This is a genomic window from Micromonospora sp. NBC_00330 (assembly GCF_036136635.1).
Taxonomy (GTDB): domain Bacteria; phylum Actinomycetota; class Actinomycetes; order Mycobacteriales; family Micromonosporaceae; genus Micromonospora; species Micromonospora salmantinae.
The window spans coordinates 5,127,671-5,150,797 of the sequence record NZ_CP108012.1 but is presented as its reverse complement, the minus strand read 5'-3'; the positions used below and the strand labels follow the sequence as shown (position 1 = coordinate 5,150,797).

Annotated in this window: 20 protein-coding genes and 1 tRNA gene; 16 read left to right on the top strand and 5 right to left on the bottom strand. The window is 71.3% G+C overall.

All coding sequences use genetic code 11. The features are described from left to right. Positions 1-79: 79 nt before the first annotated feature. Positions 80-1,741 carry a dolichyl-phosphate-mannose--protein mannosyltransferase gene (locus tag OG598_RS23225; RefSeq protein WP_328655413.1) on the bottom strand — a complete coding sequence of 554 codons (1,662 nt, stop codon included), beginning with the start codon at positions 1,739-1,741 and terminating at the stop codon, positions 80-82. A gap of 140 nt (positions 1,742-1,881) precedes the next feature. Between OG598_RS23225 and rsmI the strand changes: the two genes are divergently transcribed. Beyond that, positions 1,882-2,721, top strand: a complete 840-nt coding sequence (rsmI, locus tag OG598_RS23220) for a 16S rRNA (cytidine(1402)-2'-O)-methyltransferase (RefSeq protein ID WP_442931352.1) — start codon at positions 1,882-1,884, stop codon at positions 2,719-2,721. Between the two features lie 31 nt (positions 2,722-2,752). Here the strand turns inward: rsmI and OG598_RS23215 are convergent, their stop codons facing one another. Beyond that, positions 2,753-3,811, bottom strand: a complete 1,059-nt coding sequence (locus OG598_RS23215; protein ID WP_442931351.1) for a hypothetical protein — start codon at positions 3,809-3,811, stop codon at positions 2,753-2,755. A 149-nt stretch (positions 3,812-3,960) separates the two neighbouring features. Here OG598_RS23215 and metG point away from each other — a divergent pair, with 149 nt between their 5' ends. Further along, positions 3,961-5,763 (top strand): methionine--tRNA ligase, encoded by a 1,803-nt coding sequence (metG, locus tag OG598_RS23210; RefSeq protein ID WP_328651059.1) that lies wholly within the window; start codon positions 3,961-3,963, stop codon positions 5,761-5,763. A 42-nt stretch (positions 5,764-5,805) separates the two neighbouring features. Here metG and OG598_RS23205 read toward each other — a convergent pair whose 3' ends face one another. After that, on the bottom strand, positions 5,806-7,053 hold the full coding sequence (locus OG598_RS23205; RefSeq protein ID WP_328651058.1) for a hypothetical protein: 1,248 nt from the start codon (positions 7,051-7,053) through the stop codon (positions 5,806-5,808). A gap of 129 nt (positions 7,054-7,182) precedes the next feature. Between OG598_RS23205 and OG598_RS23200 the strand changes: the two genes are divergently transcribed. The 6 genes from OG598_RS23200 to OG598_RS23175 all read left to right on the top strand — a co-directional run bounded on the left by OG598_RS23200 (position 7,183) and on the right by OG598_RS23175 (position 13,197). Beyond that, positions 7,183-8,082 (top strand): TatD family hydrolase, encoded by a 900-nt coding sequence (locus OG598_RS23200; RefSeq protein ID WP_328651057.1) that lies wholly within the window; start codon positions 7,183-7,185, stop codon positions 8,080-8,082. 46 nt (positions 8,083-8,128) lie between these two features. Then, entirely contained in the window at positions 8,129-8,998 is an 870-nt protein-coding gene (rsmA, locus tag OG598_RS23195) for a 16S rRNA (adenine(1518)-N(6)/adenine(1519)-N(6))-dimethyltransferase RsmA (protein WP_328651056.1), read from the top strand. Between the two features lie 86 nt (positions 8,999-9,084). After that, a complete protein-coding gene (locus OG598_RS23190) occupies positions 9,085-10,032 on the top strand; it encodes a 4-(cytidine 5'-diphospho)-2-C-methyl-D-erythritol kinase (RefSeq protein WP_328651055.1) in 948 nt (315 codons plus the stop codon). Between the two features lie 120 nt (positions 10,033-10,152). Continuing rightward, a complete protein-coding gene (locus OG598_RS23185; RefSeq protein WP_328651054.1) occupies positions 10,153-11,958 on the top strand; it encodes an ABC-F family ATP-binding cassette domain-containing protein in 1,806 nt (601 codons plus the stop codon). Between the two features lie 100 nt (positions 11,959-12,058). Then, entirely contained in the window at positions 12,059-12,514 is a 456-nt protein-coding gene (locus OG598_RS23180) for a DUF4383 domain-containing protein (protein WP_328651053.1), read from the top strand. A gap of 206 nt (positions 12,515-12,720) precedes the next feature. Continuing rightward, positions 12,721-13,197, top strand: a complete 477-nt coding sequence (locus OG598_RS23175; RefSeq protein ID WP_328651052.1) for a DUF4383 domain-containing protein — start codon at positions 12,721-12,723, stop codon at positions 13,195-13,197. Positions 13,198-13,203: 6 nt separating this feature from the next. On the opposite strand, the gene OG598_RS23170 is transcribed toward OG598_RS23175, so the two are convergent. Both OG598_RS23170 and OG598_RS23165 read right to left on the bottom strand, forming a co-directional pair. Then, a complete protein-coding gene (locus OG598_RS23170) occupies positions 13,204-13,902 on the bottom strand; it encodes a TetR/AcrR family transcriptional regulator (protein ID WP_328651051.1) in 699 nt (232 codons plus the stop codon). Positions 13,903-14,126: 224 nt separating this feature from the next. After that, positions 14,127-15,092 (bottom strand): acyl-CoA desaturase, encoded by a 966-nt coding sequence (locus OG598_RS23165; protein ID WP_091394639.1) that lies wholly within the window; start codon positions 15,090-15,092, stop codon positions 14,127-14,129. A 314-nt stretch (positions 15,093-15,406) separates the two neighbouring features. Between OG598_RS23165 and OG598_RS23160 the strand changes: the two genes are divergently transcribed. From OG598_RS23160 to OG598_RS23125, 8 genes are all read left to right on the top strand, one after another. Continuing rightward, positions 15,407-15,478 (top strand) — tRNA-Gln (locus tag OG598_RS23160). A gap of 110 nt (positions 15,479-15,588) precedes the next feature. After that, on the top strand, positions 15,589-17,121 hold the full coding sequence (gene glmU, locus OG598_RS23155; protein WP_328651050.1) for a bifunctional UDP-N-acetylglucosamine diphosphorylase/glucosamine-1-phosphate N-acetyltransferase GlmU: 1,533 nt from the start codon (positions 15,589-15,591) through the stop codon (positions 17,119-17,121). 58 nt (positions 17,122-17,179) lie between these two features. Next, entirely contained in the window at positions 17,180-18,160 is a 981-nt protein-coding gene (locus OG598_RS23150; RefSeq protein ID WP_030329105.1) for a ribose-phosphate diphosphokinase, read from the top strand. Between the two features lie 333 nt (positions 18,161-18,493). Continuing rightward, positions 18,494-19,183 carry a 50S ribosomal protein L25/general stress protein Ctc gene (locus OG598_RS23145; protein ID WP_328651049.1) on the top strand — a complete coding sequence of 230 codons (690 nt, stop codon included), beginning with the start codon at positions 18,494-18,496 and terminating at the stop codon, positions 19,181-19,183. Positions 19,184-19,278: 95 nt separating this feature from the next. Beyond that, positions 19,279-19,869 carry an aminoacyl-tRNA hydrolase gene (gene pth / locus OG598_RS23140; protein ID WP_328651048.1) on the top strand — a complete coding sequence of 197 codons (591 nt, stop codon included), beginning with the start codon at positions 19,279-19,281 and terminating at the stop codon, positions 19,867-19,869. A gap of 132 nt (positions 19,870-20,001) precedes the next feature. Then, positions 20,002-20,832 (top strand): 3'(2'),5'-bisphosphate nucleotidase CysQ, encoded by an 831-nt coding sequence (locus OG598_RS23135; RefSeq protein ID WP_328651047.1) that lies wholly within the window; start codon positions 20,002-20,004, stop codon positions 20,830-20,832. Between the two features lie 75 nt (positions 20,833-20,907). Then, positions 20,908-21,819, top strand: coding sequence for a sulfate adenylyltransferase subunit CysD (cysD, locus tag OG598_RS23130; RefSeq protein ID WP_091394617.1), 912 nt, complete (start codon positions 20,908-20,910; stop codon positions 21,817-21,819). After that, complete coding sequence (locus OG598_RS23125) at positions 21,819-23,114, top strand: sulfate adenylyltransferase subunit 1 (RefSeq protein WP_328651046.1); 1,296 nt, start codon at positions 21,819-21,821, stop codon at positions 23,112-23,114. The genes cysD and OG598_RS23125 overlap by 1 nt, the downstream gene beginning before the upstream one ends. Positions 23,115-23,127: the final 13 nt, after the last annotated feature.

Here is a 23,127-nt window from a genome sequence, read left to right as displayed (position 1 = left end):
CTTTGTCAAGAAGGGCCCGCACGCTTCGGCGTGCGGGCCCTTCTTCCGTCGCGCTGTGCGGCGCGTCGCCTGTCGATGCTTATATCCACCGACCATCGAGCCACATGCGGGACAGCCAGTCCGAGTACGGAATCACCCGACCCACGAAGATCGGATAGAAGTACGCGAAGCAGAGCGCGACCAGCAGCACGTACGCCCCCGCCGCGATGCTGCCCACCAGTCGGCGCTCATAACTCGGGTCACCGGGCACCAGCGGCGCCACAGTACCCACGTCACCCCCGGCGGGCGCGATCAGCGCGCCCAGCACGTACACCACTGCCAGCACCAGGAACGGCACGGCCGGCGCGGCGTAGAACGAGAACATCGTCCGGCCGTCGAGGGCGAACCAGAACCATGGCAGCAGCCCGGCGGCCACGGTGAGCAGGATCGCGCCGGCCCGCCAGTCCCGACGGGCCACACCCAGCCAGGCCAGCGCCACCAGAGCGGGCAGGAACGACCACCAGAGCAGCGGGGTGCCGAGCAGCAGAATCTCCGAGGCGCAGCTCGCCGCGCCGCAGACGCCGTCGCCGGCGTAGTGGAACGCCACCGGCCGGCCCAACAGCAGCCACTGCCACGGCCACGACTGGTACTTGTGTGCGTCGTCAAGCTGGGCGTGGAAGCCGTACGCCGCGCGGTGGTACTCGAAGAGATTGATCAGCGGGCCGATCACCGGCCGGTCGCTGAGCCGGGAGCCCGGGTAGGACGACGCGAGCCGGTAGTAACCGTCGTCGGTGAGCAGCCAGCCCGACCAGGTGGCGAGGTAGGTGCCCACCATGAGCACGCCGGCGAGCACCAGCCAGGGCAGCTCGTTGACGAGGGTGTCCCGCCAGGGCCTGCGGACGCCCGCCGAGCGGCGGACGCCGACCTCCCAGAAGAGCACCAACAGCGCGAAGGCCGGCACGAAGTACAGGGCGCTCCACTTCACCGCACAGGCGCAGCCGATCAGCACCCCGGCGGCCAGCCGCCACCACGGCCAGGTGCGCCAACCGGTCGGCGGGCGGCCGGCCCGGCCCGGCTGGCTCGGATCGAGCCCGTCGTCCAGGGCCCGAGCCCAGCGCCGACGGCGGGCGTCCCGGTCGAGCACCAGCGCGCCGAACGCCGCCAGCACGAAGAAGAGCAGGAAGATGTCGAGCAGGGCCGCCCGGGACAGCACCAGGTGGAAGCCGTCCAGCGCGAGCAGCAGGCCGGCCGCGCAGCCGAGCACCGTCGAGCGGAACATCCGCCGACCGATGCGGACCAGTAGCAGCACCGACAGCGTGCCGATCACCGCCGCCGAGAATCGCCAGCCGAACTCCGGCGCGGTGGTCATCAGATGCCCGGGGACGGAGACCTTGGAATCGGCGTCCTGATAGCCGAACGCCCACTCGCCGACGCCGATCAACCACTTGCCCAGCGGCGGGTGCACCACGTACGACGGGACGTTGTCCTTGTAGTTCCACTCCACGCCACGCGAGATCAGCCCGTAGGCGTCCTTGGCGTAGTACGTCTCGTCGAAGATCTTGCCCTTCGGGCTGGACAGCCCGACGAAGCGCACGATCGCCGCGATGGCCACCACCACCGCCGTGGCCAGCCAGGAGAACCGGTCCACCTGGGTGTCGACGGTGGCGAACCGTCGCCGGACCACAGCGGCCACCCCGCCGCCCTCGGCGCTCGGTGCCGTCGGCTCCTGGGTGGCACCGGGCTCGCCCGTCGCCTGGATCATCTTGTCCGGATCGGCGCTCGGGCTCTGCGCTGTCGACGCACTCGTCACCCGGCGATCGTAGGCTGCCAAGGTGTCCGGTGGCGTCCGTCGTCCCTGATACCGGTATTCCCAGCAATGAAGGAGACGAATCCGTGGGTGAAATGTCCGAAGTTGGGCGCCTGATTCTGCTCGGTGCTCCACTCGGCAACCCCGCCGACGCCTCGGCCCGACTCCGGGAGGTGCTGATCAGCGCCGACGTGGTCGCCGCCGAGGACACCCGCCGGCTCACCCGGCTGGCCCGCGACCTCGACCTCACCGTCGGCGGTCGAATCGTCTCCTACTTCGAGGGGAACGAGGAGCGGCGCACCCCCGAGCTGGTCGAGGCCATCCTCGGCGGTTACGTGGTGGCGCTGGTCACCGACGGCGGGATGCCCAGCGTCTCCGACCCCGGCTACCGGCTGGTCCGTGCCACGTTGGACGTCGGGGCGCCGGTCACCGTCGCCCCCGGGCCCAGCGCTGTCACCACCGCGCTGGCCGTCTCCGGGCTGCCCTGCGACCGGTTCTGCTTCGAGGGCTTCCTGCCCCGTACCCCCGGCGGCCGCCGATCCCGGCTGCGCGCCCTCGCCGCCGAGGAGCGCACCCTGGTCTTCTTCGAGGCTCCGCACCGGATCGGGGCGATGCTCACCGATCTGGCCGACACGTTCGGGGCGGACCGGCCGGCCGCGCTCTGCCGCGAACTCACAAAGACCTACGAGGAGGTGCTCCGCCGCCCTCTCGGCGAGCTGGCCCGGTGGGCCACCGAGGGGGACCCGCGCGGAGAGATCACCCTGGTGGTGGCCGGAGCCCCGGTGACCGCTGCCGAACGCCCCGACGACGACACCCTGCGCGCCGCCGTCGCCGAGCGGGAGGCCGCCGGCCGGTCCCGCCGGGACGCCATCACCGACGTCGCCACCGAGTACGCGCTGCGCCGCCGGGACGTCTACACGATCGTGCACAGCTGACCGCTGTGGTCCGGTCCGCCGGCCGGCCTGTTCACCACGCGGCGGCCAGGAAACCGACGGTGATCAGCGTGGGGCCGGCGATGGCGGCGGCCACTGCCCAGCGGCGGTGCCGGCGACCGGGCAGCCGGGCCGACCCGGTCCACCGGACGATGCCGGCGGCGCAGGCCAGCACCACCAGCAGACCGGGCAGCCACCGCAGGTGCCGGCCCACGCCGACGTCCGTGTACGCGGTACCGCTGTCCGGGCCGGTCATCCGCGCCGGCAGCGGGGTGCCGGCCGTGCTTCCCTCGACGGGCACGCCGCTGACCCGGACGCCATGGGCGATGAACCGCCCGTCCTCGGCCGTGAAGATCCCCCGGCACCGGAGGGTGAGCCCGCCGCCGGAGCAGTCGTCGATCACCACGGTGCCCGTCCGGGCATGCCCGACCGCGAGCCAGAACGGGCCGGCGCTGACCCAGGCGAAGAAGGCCGTGACCAGGCTCAGCACCACCAGCGCGGCGAGCCCGGGCAGCGGATCCGGCGGTAGGGGCGTGCGGGTGGGTGCCCGGCGCCGGGCCAGCCGGAAGCCGCGAAGCCGCGCCGGTGCCGCGTCCTTGCGGACCGGGGTGCCGTCCCAGTGCACCTGCTCGATCGGCGCCCAGAAAGCGCCGTCGTCGTCCGGCGGGTCGCCGTCAGGCCCGTTGTCGCGCTGCCGGCGACCCTGCTGCCGGACCGGCACCCGACGCGGCACCGCGTCCACCGGCGCGCCGGTGGTCGGCTCCACCTCGACGGGCTCCGCGCCGGCCGGTGCCGCGCCGGCCGGCAGGCCCGACGAGCCGGGCCGGACCGGGCTGGGTACGGGTGCCCCCGGGGTCGGACGAGTCGGTGTGGGTGACGGCGCCGCCGGCGCGGGGCGGGCCGGGGCGGCGGATCTCCCCGCCGGGGTGGGCCGCTGCGCACCCGGGTCGGCGCTGGGCACGAACCGGGGCTGCGGCGCGACCCCGGCGACCCGGGACGCGGCGGGCTCGGGCCCCGGGTCGTCGCCGACCGCCGACCCGGTGGGACGGTCCTCGTGGTCCCGCGCCGCTCCTCTGCCCGTCACGACGTTCATTGCACACCGCGCCAGGAGGTGAAACGGGCAGCTGAGCCGCGTGTCGGCGACAAATCGGACCAACGGGCGAGGTGGTCGGCCCGGTCCGGCGGTCCGGCACCCCCCATTGGTTCGCGAACGCCCCGGACGGGTCACTAGGCTCACTGCTCATGAGTCACGTTCTCGCGGCAGTGGCCTGGCCGTACGCCAACGGCCCCCGCCACATCGGTCACGTCTCCGGTTTCGGCGTTCCCTCCGACGTCTTCGCCCGGTACATGCGGATGGCCGGCCACGACGTGCTCATGGTCTCCGGCACCGACGAGCACGGCACCCCGATCCAGGTGCAGGCCGACGCCGACGGGGTGACCCCGCGCGAGCTGGCCGACCGGTACAACAGGGTGATCGTCGAGGACCTGCACGGCCTCGGTCTCTCCTACGACCTGTTCACCCGCACCACCACCCGTAACCACTACGCGGTGGTGCAGGAGCTGTTCGAGGGGATGTACCGCAACGGCTACATCGTGCCGAAGACCACCATGGGCGCGATCTCCCCGTCCACCGGGCGCACCCTGCCCGACCGCTACATCGAGGGCACCTGCCCGATCTGCGGGTACGACAGCGCCCGCGGTGACCAGTGCGACAACTGCGGCAACCAGCTCGACCCGATCGACCTGATCAACCCGAAGTCGCGGATCAACGGGGAGACTCCGAAGTTCGTCGAGACCGAGCACTTCTTCCTGGACCTGCCGGCCCTGGCCGAGGTGCTGCGGCAGTGGCTGGACACCCGCGAGGGGTGGCGGCCCAACGTGCTGCGGTTCTCCCGCAACCTGCTCGACGACCTCCAGCCCCGGGCGATCACCCGTGACCTGGAGTGGGGCGTACCGATCCCGCTCGACGGCTGGCGCGACCGGTCGGACAAGCGGATCTACGTCTGGTTCGACGCCGTGATCGGCTACCTGTCCGCCTCGATCGAATGGGCCCGTCGCTCCGGCGACCCGGACGCGTGGCGGAAGTACTGGTCCGCCGACGGCGCGGGGAAGGACGCCCAGTCCTACTACTTCATGGGCAAGGACAACATCGTCTTCCACTCGGTGATCTGGCCGGCGCTGCTCTCCGGCTACTCCGGCGAGGGCTCCCGCGACGGTGAGCCGGGCGAGCTGGGTCGGCTCAACCTGCCCACCGAGGTGGTGTCGAGCGAGTACCTGACCATGGAGGGGCGCAAGTTCTCCTCGTCCCGCAAGGTGGTCATCTATGTTCGCGACTTCCTGGAGCGCTACGACGCCGACGCGCTGCGCTACTTCATCGCCGCCGCCGGCCCGGAGAGCAACGACACCGACTTCACCTGGGCCGAGTTCCTGCGCCGCAACAACGACGAGTTGGTGGCCGGTTGGGGCAACCTGGTCAACCGGTGCGTCTCGATGGCCGCGAAGAACTTCGGGGCGATCCCGCCGGTCGACCCGGCCGGGCTCACCGAGGCCGACGAGGCGCTGCTCGCCGTCGCCCGGACCGGGTTCACCACCGTCGGCGACCTGATCGGCCGGCACCGGCAGAAGCAGGCGATCGGCGAGGCCATGAAGGTGGTCGCCGAGGCCAACAGGTACCTCTCCGAGCAGGCGCCCTGGAAGCTCAAGGACGAGGCGGACAAGCCCCGGATGGGCACCATCCTGCACGTCGCCCTTCAGGTGATCAACGATGCCAACACGCTGCTCACCCCGTTCCTGCCGCACTCCGCGCAGCAGGTGCACGAGCTGCTCGGGGGCACCGGCGTGCACGCGCCGATGCCGGTGATCGAGCAGGTCGACGACCTGGACGGCGGCCCGGCGTACCCGGTGCTGACCGGGGACTACACCGTCGGCGCGCGCTGGGAGTCGGTGTCGATCGAGGCAGGTCGCCCGCTGGCCGCGCCGAAGCCGGTGTTCCGCAAGCTCGACCCGTCGATCGTCGACGAGGAACTGGCCCGGCTCGCCGACTGAACGCACGACGCGCGGCGGCGGGTGCCCCGCCGCCGCGCGCTCTCACATCGCGTACCGGGTGTCCATCACCTGGTCGTCGGTCACCTCGGCGCCCGGCGCCCAGGCCTCGTAGACGCCGCGTTCCTGACACTGCGCGCCGGTCGTGACCACGCTGTCGGGGTTCGGGTAGCGCAGGCGCAATCGCAACCAGCCGGCCTCCTCCCGCAGCACCAGGCACGGCACCCCACGCCACTGGGCGAACCGGAGCCGGCGGGCCACCGCGTCCACCGGGTAACGGGCCGCCCGGGTCATCGCCAGCACCCGGAACCCACCGGGTAGGTCGGCGACCGCCTCGTACTCGCTGTCGCCGTACATGCCGACCAACTGGGTGGAGCGGGGAGTGTCGGCGTTCGGCACGTACTCCTGGTCCGGGGAGAGGCCCGGCACCGCGGCCAGCAGGTGCCGCCACTGGGGGCCCACCATCCGCAGCCATCCGCGCTGTTCGGCCTGGTAGGTGTACAGCACCACCTCCACCCCCTCCGCCGGGTACGCGATGAGGGCGGCGTTCGCCGGCATCGGCAGGTCGGCGAAGTCCCGGGTGACGAACTCCGGGATGAGCTGATGGTTGCTGGGCACGAAGCCGGTGCCGAGCACCGGGGCGCCGAGCCGGTCCCGGGAGGCCAGCGCGGTCAGGCCGCGGTGTGCCGGGCCCACCGGCACGTCGTAGTCACCCGGGTCGGACGCGCGCCAGCGCAGCGCGTACGCCACGTCCGGGCCGTCCCGGCCAGCGTCACCATCGGTACGCAGCACAGTCGTCGTCGCCGGCGTACGCAGGTGCGCCACGTCGTGCTCGCGGTAGCAGAAGCCGTGCGGCAGCCAACCCCGTACGTAGCCGGCGAGCTGCTGGGCCGAGAGCACCTTCATCATCCGGGTGCCCCGCCGGACCACCGCCGACGCGCGCGCCGCCGCCAGCATCGGGTCGCCCGCCGCCGCCGGCTGCTGGCTGAGCTGGTGCAGGTACGCCCAACCCCGCTCGCGGTGAGCGGGCATCAGCAGCGGTGTCTCCGGCTCGTCGGCCGGCTCCGTCGCCCCGTGCACAGCGGTCACCTCGGTGACGTGCACGAACCGGTGCCACGGCAGGGCGCTACCCGGGCGGGGTGCCCACTCGAAGCCGGCCACCTCGTCGGCGCTGAACAACTCGTACGCGGCGCCTCGGGCGATCTCCTCGGCCGGGTACACGCCGCCGTCGAACGCCACGTGCAGTCCGGTCCGTTCGCCGGCGCTGCCACCGGCCTGGGGGGTGACGCTCATGCCGTCGCCTCGCTGCTCGGTGGGATGAGGTCCGCACGCTGTCGCGTCCGCTCGTGAGCGACCGTAGAGTCGCGCGGCGTAGCCGGGGTGAACGTCGGGTGGCGGGCAGATGGACAGGCCCGATGTGTGATGCTGTCGCTGATGAGCGAGCCCACTGAATCCCGCCGCGAGCGTGCCGCCCGGCGGGCCGGAGAGTTTCCGCCCGCCCCCGAGTCGTTGCCCCGGGCGGTGCTGGACAGCCACACCCACCTGGACATCACTGTCAGCGAGGCCGGTGTGCCCGGCGGCGGGTCGGCCGACGACCCGGTTGCCGTGGCCATCGCGTTGGCAACGAAGGTCGGCGTGGACCGGCTGGTCCAGGTGGGCGTGGACGTCGCCTCCTCCCGGTGGGGCGCGGACACCGCCGACCGGTACCCCGCCGTGCTGGCCACCGTGGCGCTGCACCCCAATGAGGCACCCCGGCTCGGCGACCTCGACGAGGCGTTGCGGGAGATCGAGTCACTCGCCGCCCGGGATCGGGTCCGGGGGATCGGCGAGACCGGAATGGACTTCTTCCGGACCGGCGACGAGGGGCGTGCCGCGCAGGAGCAGAGTTTCCGGGCGCACATCGCCATCGCCAAGCGGTACGGCAAGACGCTGGTCATCCACGACCGCGACGCGCACGCCGACGTGCTGCGGATCCTTGACGACGAGGGCGCTCCCGACCGGGTGGTGCTGCACTGCTTCTCCGGCGACGCCGACTTCGCCCGCGAGTGCGTCCGTCGCGGCTACCTGCTGAGCTTCGCCGGCACCGTCACCTTCGGCAGCGCGACGGCGCTGCGCGAGGCCGCCGCGCTCACCCCGGTGGATCAGATGCTGGTGGAGACCGACGCCCCGTACCTCACTCCGATGCCGTACCGCGGCCGGCCGAACGCGTCGTACCTGATTCCGCTCACCGTCCGCGCGCTCGCCGCGACCACCGGCAGCGACCTGGACGAGCTGTGCGCGGCCATCTCCGCCACCGGCGACCGGGCCTTCGGCCCATGGTGAGCCCGGCCCGACGGTCGGCGCCGACCCCGTCGCTACGCTGCCAGCCATGACCGGTCTCCTCGGCCCGGCGGAGATCCGGGAACTCGCCGCCCGGCTGGGCGTCGCGCCCACCAAGAAGCTGGGCCAGAACTTCGTGCACGACCCGAACACCGTGCGCCGGATCGTGACCACCGCCGGCCTCACCCCCGACGACGTGGCCCTGGAGGTGGGGCCAGGGCTCGGCTCGCTGACCCTGGGGCTGCTGCCGGTCGCCGGGCACGTGCACGCCGTGGAGATCGACCCGGTGCTCGCCGGGGCGCTACCGGAGACCGTCGCGCGGCACGCCGGGGCCGACGCCGCCCGGCTCACCGTGCACCGCGCGGACGCGCTGCGCATCGCCGCCGCCGAACTGGCCGACCCGGCACCGACGGCGCTGGTGGCGAACCTGCCCTACAACGTCGCAGTGCCGGTGGTGCTGCACCTGCTCGCCGTGCTGCCCACCCTGCGACACGGTCTGGTGATGGTGCAGAAGGAGGTCGCCGACCGGCTCGTCGCCGGTCCCGGCTCCAAGGTGTACGGCATTCCGTCGGTGAAGCTCGCCTGGTACGCCCAGGCCCGGGGCGCCGGCAAGGTGCCGCCGAACGTGTTCTGGCCGGTGCCCAACGTCGACTCCGGCCTCGTTTCCTTCACCTGCCACGAGCCGCCCCGCACCGACGTACCCCGGGAGCGGGTCTTCGCAGTGGTGGACGCGGCGTTCGCGCAGCGGCGCAAGACGCTGCGCGCCGCGTTGGCCGGCTGGGCCGGTGGCGCGGACCGGGCCGCCGCTGCGCTCACCGCCGCCGGCGTCGACCCCGGCGCCCGCGGGGAGTCACTGACCGTCGAGCAGTTCGCCGCCATCGCCGCGTCGGCTCCGGTCGGTACGCCGGCCGGGAAGTAGGCTGACGCCGTGCCCGCCCAGGACGCCGAGGAGCTGATCGTGGCCAAGCCGTTCGACATCCGCCTGCGAGTGCGGGACATCACCCCGTGACCGAGGCCTGGCGACCGGACGACGACGAACGACGCGGGGCCATCGGCCCGGTGCGGGTGCGGGTGCCCGCGAAGGTCAACCTGCACCTCGGGGTGGGTCCGCTGCGTCGGGACGGCTACCACGAGCTGAACACGATCTACCACGCCATCTCGATCTACGACGAGCTGACGGCCCGCCGGGGCGACACCCTCGCCCTGACCATGGAGGGTGAGGGCACCGGCGAGCTGGCCCTGGACGACACCAACCTGGTGATCCGCGCCGCGCACGCCCTCGCCGGGTACGCGGGGGTGCTGCCGCACGCCCGACTGCACCTGCGCAAGCAGATCCCGCTCGCCGGTGGGTTGGCCGGTGGCAGCGCCGACGCGGCCGCCGCGCTGGTGGCCTGCGACGCGCTCTGGGGCACCGGGCTGTCCCGCGACGAGCTGGCCGGCATCGCCGCCGACCTCGGCTCCGACGTGCCGTTCCTGATCTACGGCGGCACCGCGCTGGGCACCGGCCGCGGTGAGGCGATCAGCCCCGTGCTGGCCCGCCCCACCTCCTGGCACTGGGTGGTGGCGATCGCCGACAGCGGCCTCTCCACCCCGACCGCGTACCGGGAGCTGGATCGGCTCCGCGACTCCGGTGCCGCCGGCGCCCCGCTCGGCAGCACCGACGCCCTGCTGGGCGCGCTGCGCCAGCGTGACCCCCGGGTGCTCGCCCGTACGCTCGGCAACGATCTCCAGGACGCCGCGCTGGCCATGCGCCCGGCGCTGGCCGACACACTGAAGGCAGGCGAGGCGGCCGGCGCGCTGACCGGAATCGTCTCCGGCTCCGGCCCGACCTGCGTGTTCCTCGCCGCCAACGCGGCCGACGCGGAGCGGATCGCCGCCGAGCTGACCGCCGCCGGCGTCTGCCGGGAGGCGCGGGTCGCGCACGGTCCGGTAGCCGGCGCCCGCGTCGGCTGACGACGCGTTCCACCGGAGCTGCTGGCGCGCGGCGCGGGCGCTCCGGGGTTCCGCGTACCCTTGGGACAGGCGTCCAGGTGCCCGCCGGCACCGGGACGCCTTGATCATGAAGGGTGGAACGTGGCGAACATCGTCAATCTGGACCGGGTGTCCAAGGGGTACGGCGCCGCCGGGCGGCTCCTCACGGACGTCTCGCTCGGCCTGGACGACGCCGACCGGATCGGCGTGGTCGGCCTCAACGGCGCCGGCAAGTCCACCCTGCTGCGGCTGCTCACCAAGCAGGAGGACCCCGACGACGGTCGGGTGACCCACCGCCGTGACCTGCGTGTGCTCTGGCTGCCGCAGCAACTCGCCCTCGCTCCCGAGGCCACCGTCCGGGACGTGGTGCTCGGCACCGCCTGGCTCGCCGAGGGCATGGGGGCCGAGCACGAGTGGGCCGGCGACGCCGGGGTGCGGGCCATCCTCGACGGCCTCGGCATGCCACACCTCGGCCTCGACCAGCCGGTCGGCCCGATGTCCGGTGGCGAACGCCGCCGGGTGGCGCTCGCCGCGCTGCTCGTGCGCGACTCCGACCTGCTCATCCTCGACGAGCCCACCAACCACCTGGACGTCGGCGGGGTCGACTGGCTGGCCCGGCACCTGGTCGGCCGCAAGGGCTCCCTGGTCGTGGTCACCCACGACCGGTGGTTCCTGGACGCGGTCTGCACCAACACCTGGGAGGTCGCCGACCAGACCGTCCGCGCCTACGAGGGTGGCTTCGCCGCCTGGACCCTCGCCCGCGCCGAGCGCGAGCGGGTCGCCGCCGCCACCGAGGCCCGCCGGCAGAACCTGCTCCGCAAGGAGATCGCCTGGCTGCGCCGTGGCCCGCCCGCGCGGACCTCCAAGCCGCAGTTCCGCATCGACGCCGCGAACGCGCTGATCGCCGACGTGCCGCCGGCGCGCGACACCATGTCGTTGCAGCGCATGGCCACCTCCCGGCTGGGCAAGCAGGTGTACGACCTGGAGAACGTCGAGCTGCACGCCGGCCCGAAGGAGATCCTTCGCGACGTCACCTGGCTGGTCGGCCCCGGCGACCGGATCGCCATCCTCGGTGCCAACGGCGCCGGCAAGACCACGCTGCTGCGGATGCTCGCCGGCATCACCCGCCCCGACGGTGGCCGCCTCGGCACCGGCTCCACGGTGCGGCCCGCGTTCCTCTCCCAGGAACTCACCGAGCTGCCCGGGCACCTGCGGGTGCTGGAGGCGGTGGAGGAGGTCGCCCGCCGGGTTCAGCTCGGCGACCGGGAGGTCTCCGCTTCGCAGCTCGCCGAGGTGTTCGGTTTCGACGACCGCCGCCTCTGGACCCCGGTCAGTGACCTCTCCGGTGGGGAACGCCGCCGATTGCAGATGCTGCGGCTGCTGGCCGGCGAGCCCAACGTGCTGCTCTTCGACGAGCCCACCAACGACCTGGACACGGACACCCTCGCCTCGCTGGAGGACCTGCTCGACTCGTGGCCCGGCACGATCATCGTGGCCAGCCATGACCGGTACCTGATCGAGCGGGTCACCGACACGGCGTACGGGATGTTCGGCGACGGTCGGCTGGTGCACCTGCCTGGCGGTGTGGACGAATACCTCGCGCGGACCGCCGAGCGGGCCGGCTCTCCCCGGGCGGGCGTCACCTCGACCTCCGCGCCCGGCGCCCCCTCGGGAGGTGGCATGTCCGCCGCCGAGGTCCGTCAGGCCCGCAAGGAGCTGACCCGGCTGGAGCGGCAGCTCAGCAAGCTCGACCAGCGCGAGACCACGCTGCTCGATCAGCTCGCGGCCGACGCCACCGACTACGCCCGGGTCGCCGAGTTGGACACCCAGCTCAAGGATCTGCGCGCCGAACGGGAGCGGATCGAGGAGAGCTGGATGACCCTCGCCGAGGACCTGCCCGAGAGCTGACCGCCCGGGCGCGCCGGCCCGGGCCCCGTGTGCGGCGTCACACCACCACATGCGAGACAATCGTCGGCGACACCTACCCCACGGCGTTGGAGACACAGACATGGCACACACCCCCGTCAACCACCCCGCGCGGCCGATCTACCGGGCGATCGGCGGGCTGACCGGTCTGTACCTGGTCGTCTTCGGTGTGCTCGGCATCGTCGCGAGCACCGGCAACGAGATCCTCGCCCAGGACGACACCCGGGTCCTCGGTCAGGGCACCAACCTGGGCTTCTCGCTGCTCAGCGTGCTGGTCGGGATCGTCGTGCTGGTCGGCACCGCGCTCGGCCGCAACATCGATGTGGCGATCAACCAGTGGCTGGCGTACAGCCTCATGGTGGTCAGCCTGGCCGGTCTCGCGTTCATCCGGACCGACGCCAACATCTTCAACTTCAGCATCACCACGGTGGTCGTGGTGATGACGGCCGCCCTGGTGCTGCTCATGGTCGGCATGTACGGCAAGGTCGGCACGGAGGATGAGGCTGAGGCGTTCCAGAAGGCTCGTCTCGTTCTCTGAGTTTTTCCCTGGTTGCGGCGGTGGTTTTCGCCGGAGCCCGAGCTGCTCCGGGCGGTCAGGCTTGATCCCTGCGCAGCTCGGGCTCCGGCGAAAACCTGACTCGGTCCAGCCTTTCGGCGGACCCTTCCGGCTTTGTGGTTCTTCGGACAGTTGGGTCTGGCCTGGGCGACAATTCCCCTGAAACGGTCGCATCAGGGGGTCTGGGCATGCCGCACTTTCCGGTCAACCATCCGGCACGGCCGCTCTACCGGGTGCTCTCCGGGCTGATCGGCGTCTACATCCTGATCTTCGGCGTCTGGGGCGTCGCCGAGACGATCGGGGACCCGCTCTTCGCCCGCACCAGCACCTGGGCCCTCGGGCTCCGGACCAACCTGGCCTTCTCGCTCGCCTCGGTGATCTTCGGGGTCGTCCTGATCATCGGAGCCTCGCGGCGCACCAACCTCGGCCACTACATGAACCTGACCGCCGGCGTGGTGTTCCTGGTGACCAGCATCCTGATGATGTCGGTGCTGCAGACCGACGCGAACTTCCTCAACTTCTCGATGTCGACGGTGGTCGTGTCGATGCTGTTCGGCCTGATCCTGCTCGGCACCGGCCTGTACGACAAGGTCGGCCCACCGGAATCCGCCGAGGCGGAGTTGGAGCACCGCAAGCACCCGGTGGCCGACGTGCACCGCCGCTGATCGCTGTCAGTTGCGCCGCGCGGTGATCAGCGTCGGCTTGGCCTCCAGGTGCGACAACCCGTTCCAGGCCAGGTTGACGAGGTGCGCCGCCACCGTCTCCTTGCGCGGCTTACGCACCTCCAACCACCAGCGACCGGTCAACGCCACCATGCCGACCAGCGCCTGCGAGTACAGCTCGGCGAGCTTCGGGTCGTACCCGCGGCTCTTGTACTCGGCGCCCAGGATGTGCTCGACCTGGTGCGCCACGTCGTTCATGACGCTGCTGAAGGTGGCAGTGCCGGACATCAGCGGCGACTCGCGGACCAGCACCCGGAAACCGCTGGTCTCCTCCTCGATGTAGGTCAGCAGGGCGAGCGCCGCCTGTTCCAGCAACTCCCGCGGATGCCCGGCGGTCAGCGCCGTGGTGATCCGGTCCAACAGGGCCCGGACCTCCCGGTCCACCACCACCGCGTAGAGCCCTTCCTTGCCACCGAAGTGCTCGTACACCACCGGCTTGGAGACCTTGGCGCGGGCCGCCACCTCCTCGATGGAGGTGGCGTCGAAACCGCGCTCGGCGAAGAGCTGCCGGCCGGTCGCGATCAACTGCTCCCGGCGTTGGGCCGCCGACATGCGGACCCGGGAGGGAGCTTTGGCTTTCGGCGCCGCCGTCGGCGTCGCCCGTCGGTCGCCGACAGCTGCCGCCGCCTCGTCGCTGACCTCAGGCATGTCGCCGCCTCGCTGGCGCTCGGTGACGCCCTGCCGTGGAATGGTTCCTCCGCTGTGCCCGTTCACGTCGTCGCCTCACTGTCGGGCGGTTCGACCACCCTGACGTGCCGTTCGACCGTACCCGGATCGGGCTCGGCCCCCCGTCCGCCGAGCCGCCCGGTCCCCCCGCATGGCTCGGTCATCCGGCCATCCTGCCAGGCGGCATCGTCGTGCACCGCCCGGTTTCAGCGGGGTGCGACCGGCTTCACCAGCTTGGCGGCGAGGCGCTCGGGCTTTGGCCAGCGAACCTGCGTTGCCGCGCCGGTCTTCTCGAACAACCAGATCACCCGGGCGGAGATGTCCACCTGACCGCGCAACACGCCGTGCCGGGCGCTGGTCGGGTCGGCGTGGTGCAGGTTGTGCCAGCTCTCGCCGAACGAGAGGATCGCCAGCGGCCAGAAGTTCGACGCGCGGTCGCCCTGGCGCATCGCGAACGGACGCTCACCGTAGACGTGGCACACCGAGTTGATCGCCCAGGTGACGTGGTGCAGAAGGCCGATCCGGACCAGCCCGGCCCAGAAGAACGCGGTCAGCGCGCCCTGCCAGGACCAGGTCACCAGGCCGCCGATCAGCGCCGGGCCGAGCAGCGAGATGGCCACCAGAGCGGGGAAGAGTCGGTCGACCCGGCTGATGTCCCGGTCGGCGATGAGGTCCGGTGCGAAACGCCCGCGGTTGGACAGCTCGCGGCGGAACAGCCAGCCCACGTGTGCGTGGAACAGGCCCCGGGTCAACGCCCAGAAGCTGGTGCCGAAGCGCCACGGCGAGTGCGGGTCGCCCTCGAGGTCGGAGAACGCATGGTGGCGCCGGTGGTCGGCGACCCACTGAATGATCTCGCCCTGGACCGCCAGCGAACCCGCGACCGCCAGAGTCACCCGCAGCCACCGCTTGGCCTTGAACGAGCCGTGCGTGAAGTAGCGGTGGAAGCCGACGGTGATGCCGAGCCCGGAGACGACGTACCAGACCAGGCCGATGATCACGTCGGTCCAGCCCAGCCAGCCGCCCCACGCCACCGGAACGGCGACCAGCAGAGCGACGAAGGGGATCACCACGAAGGCCCAGAGGGCGGCCAGGATGCCGGGGGACTGGCTGCCGTCGGTGAGTGGTTTGGGGCCGGGTCCGGCGGTGTTGGAATCGAGCAGAGCAGTGGACATGGGACCTCGCAGGGGGATGGTAACGATCACGAAGCTACGCCTACGTCACCGTAACTTACGGCACCGTAGATCGCACGGGGAAGTTTCGAATCGCCTTCGCGTAACTGCTCGAAGTTGCAGGTCAGCCGGCCCGGTGGCGGGTGGCGGACCGTGCCGGGAAAGCGGGCGGCCGAGGTGCGGGCCGACCACCCCCGGAAGGTCGACGGCATCGACCGCTCGCCGTGGGGCGGGATGAGCGCTGGCATCCGACGGCCGGGGCGCTAAGGTGTAGCGGCGGGATGACCATCCCTCGTGCGACGTCCTCGCGTCGCTGATCGGCCGTGGTGTAATTGGCAACACCCGGGTCTTTGGTACCCGTATTTCAGGTTCGAACCCTGGCGGCCGAGCTGCCCACCTACGTCCCTTTTAGGATCCGGTGGGGGTAAGAGGGGAACGTGCCGGGCCCCGCCGCTAGCATGGCCGCGAGAGTGTCCGCCGTCCCGACGGGAGCCACGCCGTGCCCCAGCCCCACCTCCGTACCGTCGTCGTACTTGCCGCCGGTGAGGGCAAGCGGATGAAGTCGACACTGCCCAAGGTGTTGCACCCCCTGCTCGGTCGGACGCTCCTCGGTCACGTGTTGAGCGCCGCCGCCCCGTTGGGCGCGGACCGCACAATCGTCGTGGTGGGGCACGGCGCCGACCAGGTGCGGGCGCACCTGTCCGAGGTCGCCCCGGACGCCACTGCCGTGCTCCAGGCCGAGCAGCTCGGCACCGGGCATGCCGTACGGATCGCGCTGGAGGCCGTACCGGACGGTGCCGGCACCGTCGTGGTGATCAACGGTGACGTGCCCCTGCTGCGACCCGAGACGGTGGGCGCGCTGGTGACCGCGCACGAGGAGGCCGCCGCAGCGGCCACCGTGCTGGCCGCCGAGGTGCCCGACCCGACCGGCCTCGGGCGGATCGTCCGGGACGCCGACGGCCGCCTGGAGCAGATCGTCGAGGAACGCGACGCCGACACGACGCAGCGCGCGATCCGGGAGATCAACGCCGGCATCTACGCGTTCGACGCGGTGCGGCTGCGCGAGGCGCTGGGCAAGCTCTCCACCGACAACGACCAGGGCGAGGAGTACCTGACCGACGTCTTCGGTCTGCTCCGTTCCGCCGGTGAGCCGGTGGCGGTGCACGTCGCCGTGGACCACGTCGAGACGTTGGGCTGCAACGACCGGGTGGAGCTGGCCACGCTGCGTCGGCTGCTGCGCGACCGGATCAACGAGGCGTGGATGCGCACCGGGGTGAGCCTGCTCGACCCGGCCACCACCTGGATCGACGTGACGGTCGCGCTGGACCGGGACGCGGTGGTCGACCAGAACACCCAGTTGCGCGGCGGCACCGTGGTCGGCGCGGGCGCGCTGATCGGGCCGGACGTCACACTGGTCGACACGATCGTCGGCCCCGCCGCGTCGGTGATCCGCAGCCACGCCGTCGACGCCGAGGTGGGCGCGGGCGCGACCGTCGGGCCGTACGCGTACCTGCGGGCGGCCGCCCAGTTGGGCGAGAAGGCGAAGGTCGGCACGTTCGTCGAGGTGAAGAACTCGCAGATCGGCGCCGGCACGAAGGTGCCGCACCTGACGTACGTCGGCGACGCGACGATCGGCGAGCAGACCAACATCGGCGCCGCGTCGGTCTTCGTGAACTACGACGGGGTCAACAAGCACCGCACGGTGATCGGCAGCCACGCGCGGACCGGTGCGGACAACATGTTCGTGGCGCCGGTCGAGGTGGGCGACGGGGCGTACACGGCGGCCGGTTCGGTGATCGTCGACGACGTGCCGGCAGGGGCGATGGGTGTCGCCCGGGCGCGCCAGCGCAACATCGAGGGCTGGGTGGTCAAGCGGCGCGCCGGCACCGCCGCGGCGGAGGCCGCGCAGCGGGCCCGCGACGCGAAGGGTGCGTCCGGTACGACTGGTGCCGCAAGCCACAGTGAGGCAATCCACGGGGGGACCGAGACGGTGGGCGGCGCATCCGGCGCGGGAGATACTGCAACCGAATAGTCCCTGACCCACCACCACCGGGTCGGGTACCGCCGACATAACGGGAGCAGACGGGCCCATGGGCAGCATCGTCGCCGAAAACCGCAAAAGCCTGATGCTCTTTTCCGGACGTGGCTTTCCGGAGTTGGCCAAGGAGATCGGCGAGGTGCTCGGCGTCGCGCCGACGCCGGCCGACGCGTACGAGTTCGCCAACGGCGAGATCTTCGTACGGTTCAAGGACTCGGTACGTGGTTCGGACGCCTTCGTGGTGCAGTCCGTCACGCACGGGGTGAACACCTGGGTCATGGAGACCCTGATCATGGTGGACGCGCTGAAGCGGGGGTCGGCCAAGCGGATCACCGTGGTGCTGCCGTTCTACCCGTACGCCCGCCAGGACAAGAAGCACCGTGGTCGGGAGCCGATCTCGGCCCGACTGGTGGCGGACCTGCTGAAGACCGCCGGTGCGAACCGCATCCTCACCGTCGACCTGCACACCGCGCAGATCCAGGGCTTCTTCGACGGCCCGGTGGACCACCTCTTCGCGATGGACATCCTCGCCGAGTACGTGGAGCACAAGTACGCCGGCCGGCCGATGACAGTGGTGGCACCGGATTCGGGCCGGGTGCGGGTGGCAGAGCGGTGGACCGACCGGCTGGGCGGCTGCCCGCTGGCGTTCATCCACAAGACCCGTGACCCGATGAAGCCGAACCAGGTAGTGGCGAACCGGGTCGTCGGCGAGGTGGAGGGCCGGGTCTGCCTGATCGTCGACGACATGATCGACACCGGGGGCACCATCGCCAAGGCCGCCGACATCCTCAAGGAGTCGGGCGCGGCGGAGATCGTGGTCGCGTCCACCCACGCGCTGCTGTCCGACCCGGCCACCGAGCGGCTGAAGAACAGCTCGATCAGCGAGATCGTGGTGACGAACACCCTGCCGCTCCCGCCGGAGAAGCAGCTGGACAAGCTCACAGTGCTGTCGATCGCGCCGCTGCTGGCGCGGGCGATCAGAGAGGTCTTCGACGACGGCTCGGTGACCACCCTCTTCGGTGGCCTGAGCTGATCCTGAGCCCCGTTCCCGCCACTCGACACGCTGGCGGGGACGGGGCTGGCAAACTGGTGGAAACGGGGCCGGCGCGCTGGTGGGAGCACCACCGACGCGCCGGTCTTGAGCCGTGATCGGGGACTGCCGGAAACCCTGGAAACAGCTCGGGTAGACTGGTGCGGTTGCCACGGCGAGGGTGCCCGGCGGGCCGCTGAAAAGCGCCGCACGGAGGCACCGTCATCGACGCGGTGCTCCGGGCAGTCGTTCATGACGCATGAGCCCCAGCGAGCCCCTCGCCCCAGCACCGTTAGACGACAAGCCGCCGCAGCGAAAAGCATCAGGAGTTTCCCCGTGTCCGAGGTAAAGATCAGCGCCGAGCCCCGCACCGAGTTCGGCAAGGGTGGTGCCCGCCGTACCCGCCGGGCCGGCAAGGTGCCCGCCGTGCTGTACGGCCACGGCGAGAAGCCCAAGCACATCGCGCTGCCGTCGCGGGAGTTCGCCGCCGCGATCCGCAAGGGCGGTGCCAACCAGCTCTTCGCGATCGACATCACCGACGGCACCCAGGTGCTGGCGCTGCCGAAGGCGATCCAGCGTGACCCGATCCGCGACACCTTCGAGCACGTCGACCTGATCCTCGTCCGCCGGGGCGAGAAGGTCACCGTCGACGTTCCGGTCCAGCTGACCGGCGAGGCCGCCCGGGACACCCTGATCGTGCACGACCACGACACCCTCTCGGTGACCGCGGACGCCACCAAGGTTCCGGACCACCTCGAGGCGTCGATCGAGGGCCTGGAGGCGGGCACCCTGGTGACCGCCGGCGATGTCGAGCTGCCGGCCGGCGTCGAGCTGGCCGTCGACTCGGAGCTGACCGTCGCGTCGATCACCGCCGCCCCGACCGCCGAGCAGCTCGAGGCGACGCTGCCCGAGGTCGAGGTTGCCACCGACGAGGCCGAGGCCGAGGTCGGCGAGACCACCGAGGGCTCCGAGGGCGCGGACACCGAGGCGGCCGCCGAGGCCACCGAGGGGCGCACCGAGGCCTGATCGGTTCGTACTTTTGCGACAGGCGTCCCCGGATGTTCGGGGGCGCCTGTCGGCATATCGGGAGTCGGTGGGATGGGCGTCGGAGGGAACGGGTCGTGACGGACGAGGCGGGGCCGTGGCTGGTGGTCGGCCTGGGCAACCCGGGTCGGGAGTACGCCGGCAACCGGCACAACGTCGGGTTCATGGTGGCCGAGCTGCTGGCCGGCCGGGTGAGTGCGCGTTTCGGCAGGCACAAGCGGGCGGTGGCCGAGGTGGCCGAGGCGCGGCTGGGGTTCGGTGGGCCGAAGCTGGTGCTGGTCAAGCCACTGACGTACATGAACCTCTCCGGCGGCCCGGTCGCGGCGTTGGCACAGTTCTACAAGGTGCCGACCGCGCAGGTGATCGCTGTGCATGACGAGCTGGACATCGGCTTCGGCCAGGTGCGGGTCAAGTTCGGCGGCGGCGAGGGCGGGCACAACGGCCTGCGTTCGATGTCGAAGTCGTTGGGGACCAAGGACTACGTCCGGGTGCGGTTCGGCGTTGGCCGACCGCCGGGGCGGCAGGATCCGGCCGATTACGTGCTGTCGGATTTTGGCGCGGCCGAGCGCAAGGAGTTGGATTTCCTGGTGGACCGGGCCGCCGACATGGTGGAGTCGGTGATCACCAAGGGCGTGGAGCCGACCCAGAACCTCTACCACGGCGGCTGAGCCGGGCGGGGCGTACCCGAATCGGAAACGGCGGGCCGGTAGTCTGCGCCTTTCAGCGTGCCGCGACCGGCGACGCGAGTCGCGGCGGATCGGCCCGTGCGGGCAGTGCGGCGAGGCGACGGGAGCGGACAGATGAGCAGTCCTCCGATGATCGATGGCGCGTTCGCCCGATGGTTGGCGTCCCGGGCCGGGCAGGCGCTGCTCGACCTGCGCACGGAGATGGGTTTCGCCGACGCCGGTGCGCTGAAGTCGGCCGGGGACAAGGTGTCGCACGACCTGATCCGCACGGAGTTGGCGAAGTGGCGTCCGGGTGACGCGGTGCTCTCCGAGGAGGACGAGGGGTCGCGGTTGGCCTGGGCCGCGGAGGTGAACACCGGAGCGGTGTCGCGGTTGAACGCGGACCGGGTGTGGATCGTCGACCCGTTGGACGGCACCCGGGAGTTCTCCGAGGAGGGCCGCTCGGACTGGGCGGTGCACGTGGCGCTCTGGGCGCGTAACGCGCCGAGCCCGCACGGCCTCGTCGCCGGGGCGGTGGGGTTGCCGGCGCAGGACCGGGTGCTGGGCACCGACTACCCGCCGGCGTATCCGCCGATGACTGTGGAGGCGGCGACGGCCGGCGAGCGGAAGATCCGCCTGGCCGCGAGCCGGAGCCGGCCGCCGGTCTTCCTTACCGATCTGGCGGAGGACGTCGGGGCGCACCTGGTGCCGATGGGCTCGGCCGGAGCGAAAATCGCCGCAGTGGTCACCGGCGAGGTGGACGCGTACATCCACGCAGGTGGGCAGTACGAGTGGGACTCGGCGGCCCCGATCGCTGTGGCGACGGCCACCGGACTGCACGCTTCCCGGATCGACGGTTCTGCGCTGAAATACAACGAGGCGGATCCGCGGCTGCCCGACCTCCTGGTCTGCCGCAAGGATCTCGCCACCCGGTTGCTTGCAGCGCTGCAGAAACATTCCGGGTAGCCTGAGCGAACTTTCTTGACATGCCCGACCGGAAAGGTCTGGAAATCGGATGAGCGAGCGAATCGAGCCGGTGTCATGACCACCCCCGCGGCGTACCAGGTCTCCCACCTGGACGCCTTGGAAGCGGAGAGCATCTTCGTGATGCGCGAGGTGGTCGCCGAGATGGAACGCCCGGTGATGCTCTTCTCCGGTGGCAAGGACTCGATCGTCATGCTGCGGCTCGCGCAGAAGGCGTTCGCCCCGGCCAACGTCCCCTTCCCGGTGATGCACGTCGACACCGGGCACAACTTCCCCGAGGTCCTGGAATACCGCGACCAACGGGTCGCCGAGCTGGGGTTGCAACTCGTGGTGGCGAGCGTGCCGGAGGCCCTGGCCAGCGGCATGGTCCGGGAGTCCGGTGACGGCATGCGCAACCGGATCCAGACACCCGTGCTGCTGGACGCGGTGGAGAAGCACCGCTTCGACGCGCTGTTCGGAGGCGCCCGCCGGGACGAGGAGAAGGCCCGGGCGAAAGAGCGGGTGTTCAGCTTCCGGGACGAGTTCGGTCAGTGGGACCCGAAGAACCAGCGACCGGAGCTGTGGTCGCTGTACAACGGCCGGCACCACCCGGGCGAGTCGATCCGCGTCTTCCCGCTGTCCAACTGGACCGAGTTGGACGTGTGGCACTACATCGCCCGGGAACGCATCCCGCTGCCGTCGATCTACTACGCGCACGAGCGCGAGGTGATCGAGCGGGACGGCATGTTCTACGCCGTCAACGAGTTCTTCCGCCCGCGAGCGGGTGAGGAGCGGTTCAAGGCGCAGGTGCGCTACCGCACCGTCGGCGACGCCTCCTGCACCGCCGCGGTCCGTTCCGACGCGGACACCGTGGAGAAGGTCATCGAGGAGGTGGCGGCCACCCGGATCACCGAGCGCGGCGCCACCCGCGGTGACGACCGGGTCAGCGAGGCCGCCATGGAGGACCGCAAGCGGGAGGGCTACTTCTGATGAGCACCGAGATCGTGGCCCCGGCCCCCGAGGCGCGGGCGATGGACCTGCTGCGGTTCGCCACCGCCGGCAGCGTGGACGACGGGAAGTCGACCCTGATCGGGCGGCTGCTCTACGACACCAAGTCGCTCTTCACCGACCAGTTGGCCGCCGTGGAGGCGGTCAGCGCGGCCCGCGGTGACGAATACACCAACCTGGCGTTGCTCACTGACGGTCTGCGTGCCGAGCGGGAGCAGGGCATCACCATCGACGTGGCGTACCGGTACTTCGCCACCCCCCGGCGCAAGTTCATCATCGCCGACACCCCGGGCCACATCCAGTACACCCGCAACATGGTCACCGGCGCGTCGACCGCCGACCTGGCGCTGATCCTGGTGGACGCGCGCAAGGGCCTCGTCGAACAGTCCCGCCGGCACGCGTTCCTCTGCTCCCTGCTGCGGGTGCCGCACCTGGTCCTCTGTGTCAACAAGATGGACCTGGTCGACTGGTCGCAGGAGGTCTACGAGCGGATCGCCGACGAGTTCACCGCGTTCGCGGCGAAGCTCGACGTACCGGACCTGACAGTGGTGCCGGTCTCCGCGTTGCGCGGCGACAACATCGTCACCCGGTCGGACAACATGCCCTGGTACGAGGGCCCGTCGCTGCTGCACCACCTGGAGCGGGTGCACATCGCCAGCGACCGCAACCTGGTCGACGTCCGGTTCCCGGTGCAGTACGTGATCCGTCCGCAGTCCACCACTGTCACCGACTACCGCGGCTACGCCGGCCAGGTCGCCTCCGGCGTGCTGAAGCCGGGCGACGAGGTGATGGTGCTGCCCTCCGGCTTCACCAGCCGGATCGCCGCCGTGGAGACCGCCGACGGGCCGGTCCCGGAGGCGTTCCCGCCGATGTCGGTGACGGTACGACTGGCCGACGAGATCGACATCTCGCGGGGTGACCTGATCTGCCGGCCGAACAACGCGCCGGCGGTGGCCCAGGACATCGAGGCGATGGTCTGCTGGATGGACGAGACGGCTCCGTTGCGGGTCGGCGCCCGTTACGCGATCAAGCACACCACCCGGTCGGCACGGGCGATCGTGCGCGGGTTGCACTACCGGCTGGACATCAACTCCCTGCACCGCGACGAGTCCGCCGACGAACTGCGGCTCAACGAGATCGGCCGGGTGCGACTGCGTACGACGGTGCCGCTGCTGGCCGACGAGTACCGCCGCAACCGCACCACTGGCGGCTTCGTCATCATCGACGAGGCCACCAACCGCACGGTAGGCGCCGCCATGATCGTCGAAGCCAGCTAACCCCAACCCGCCG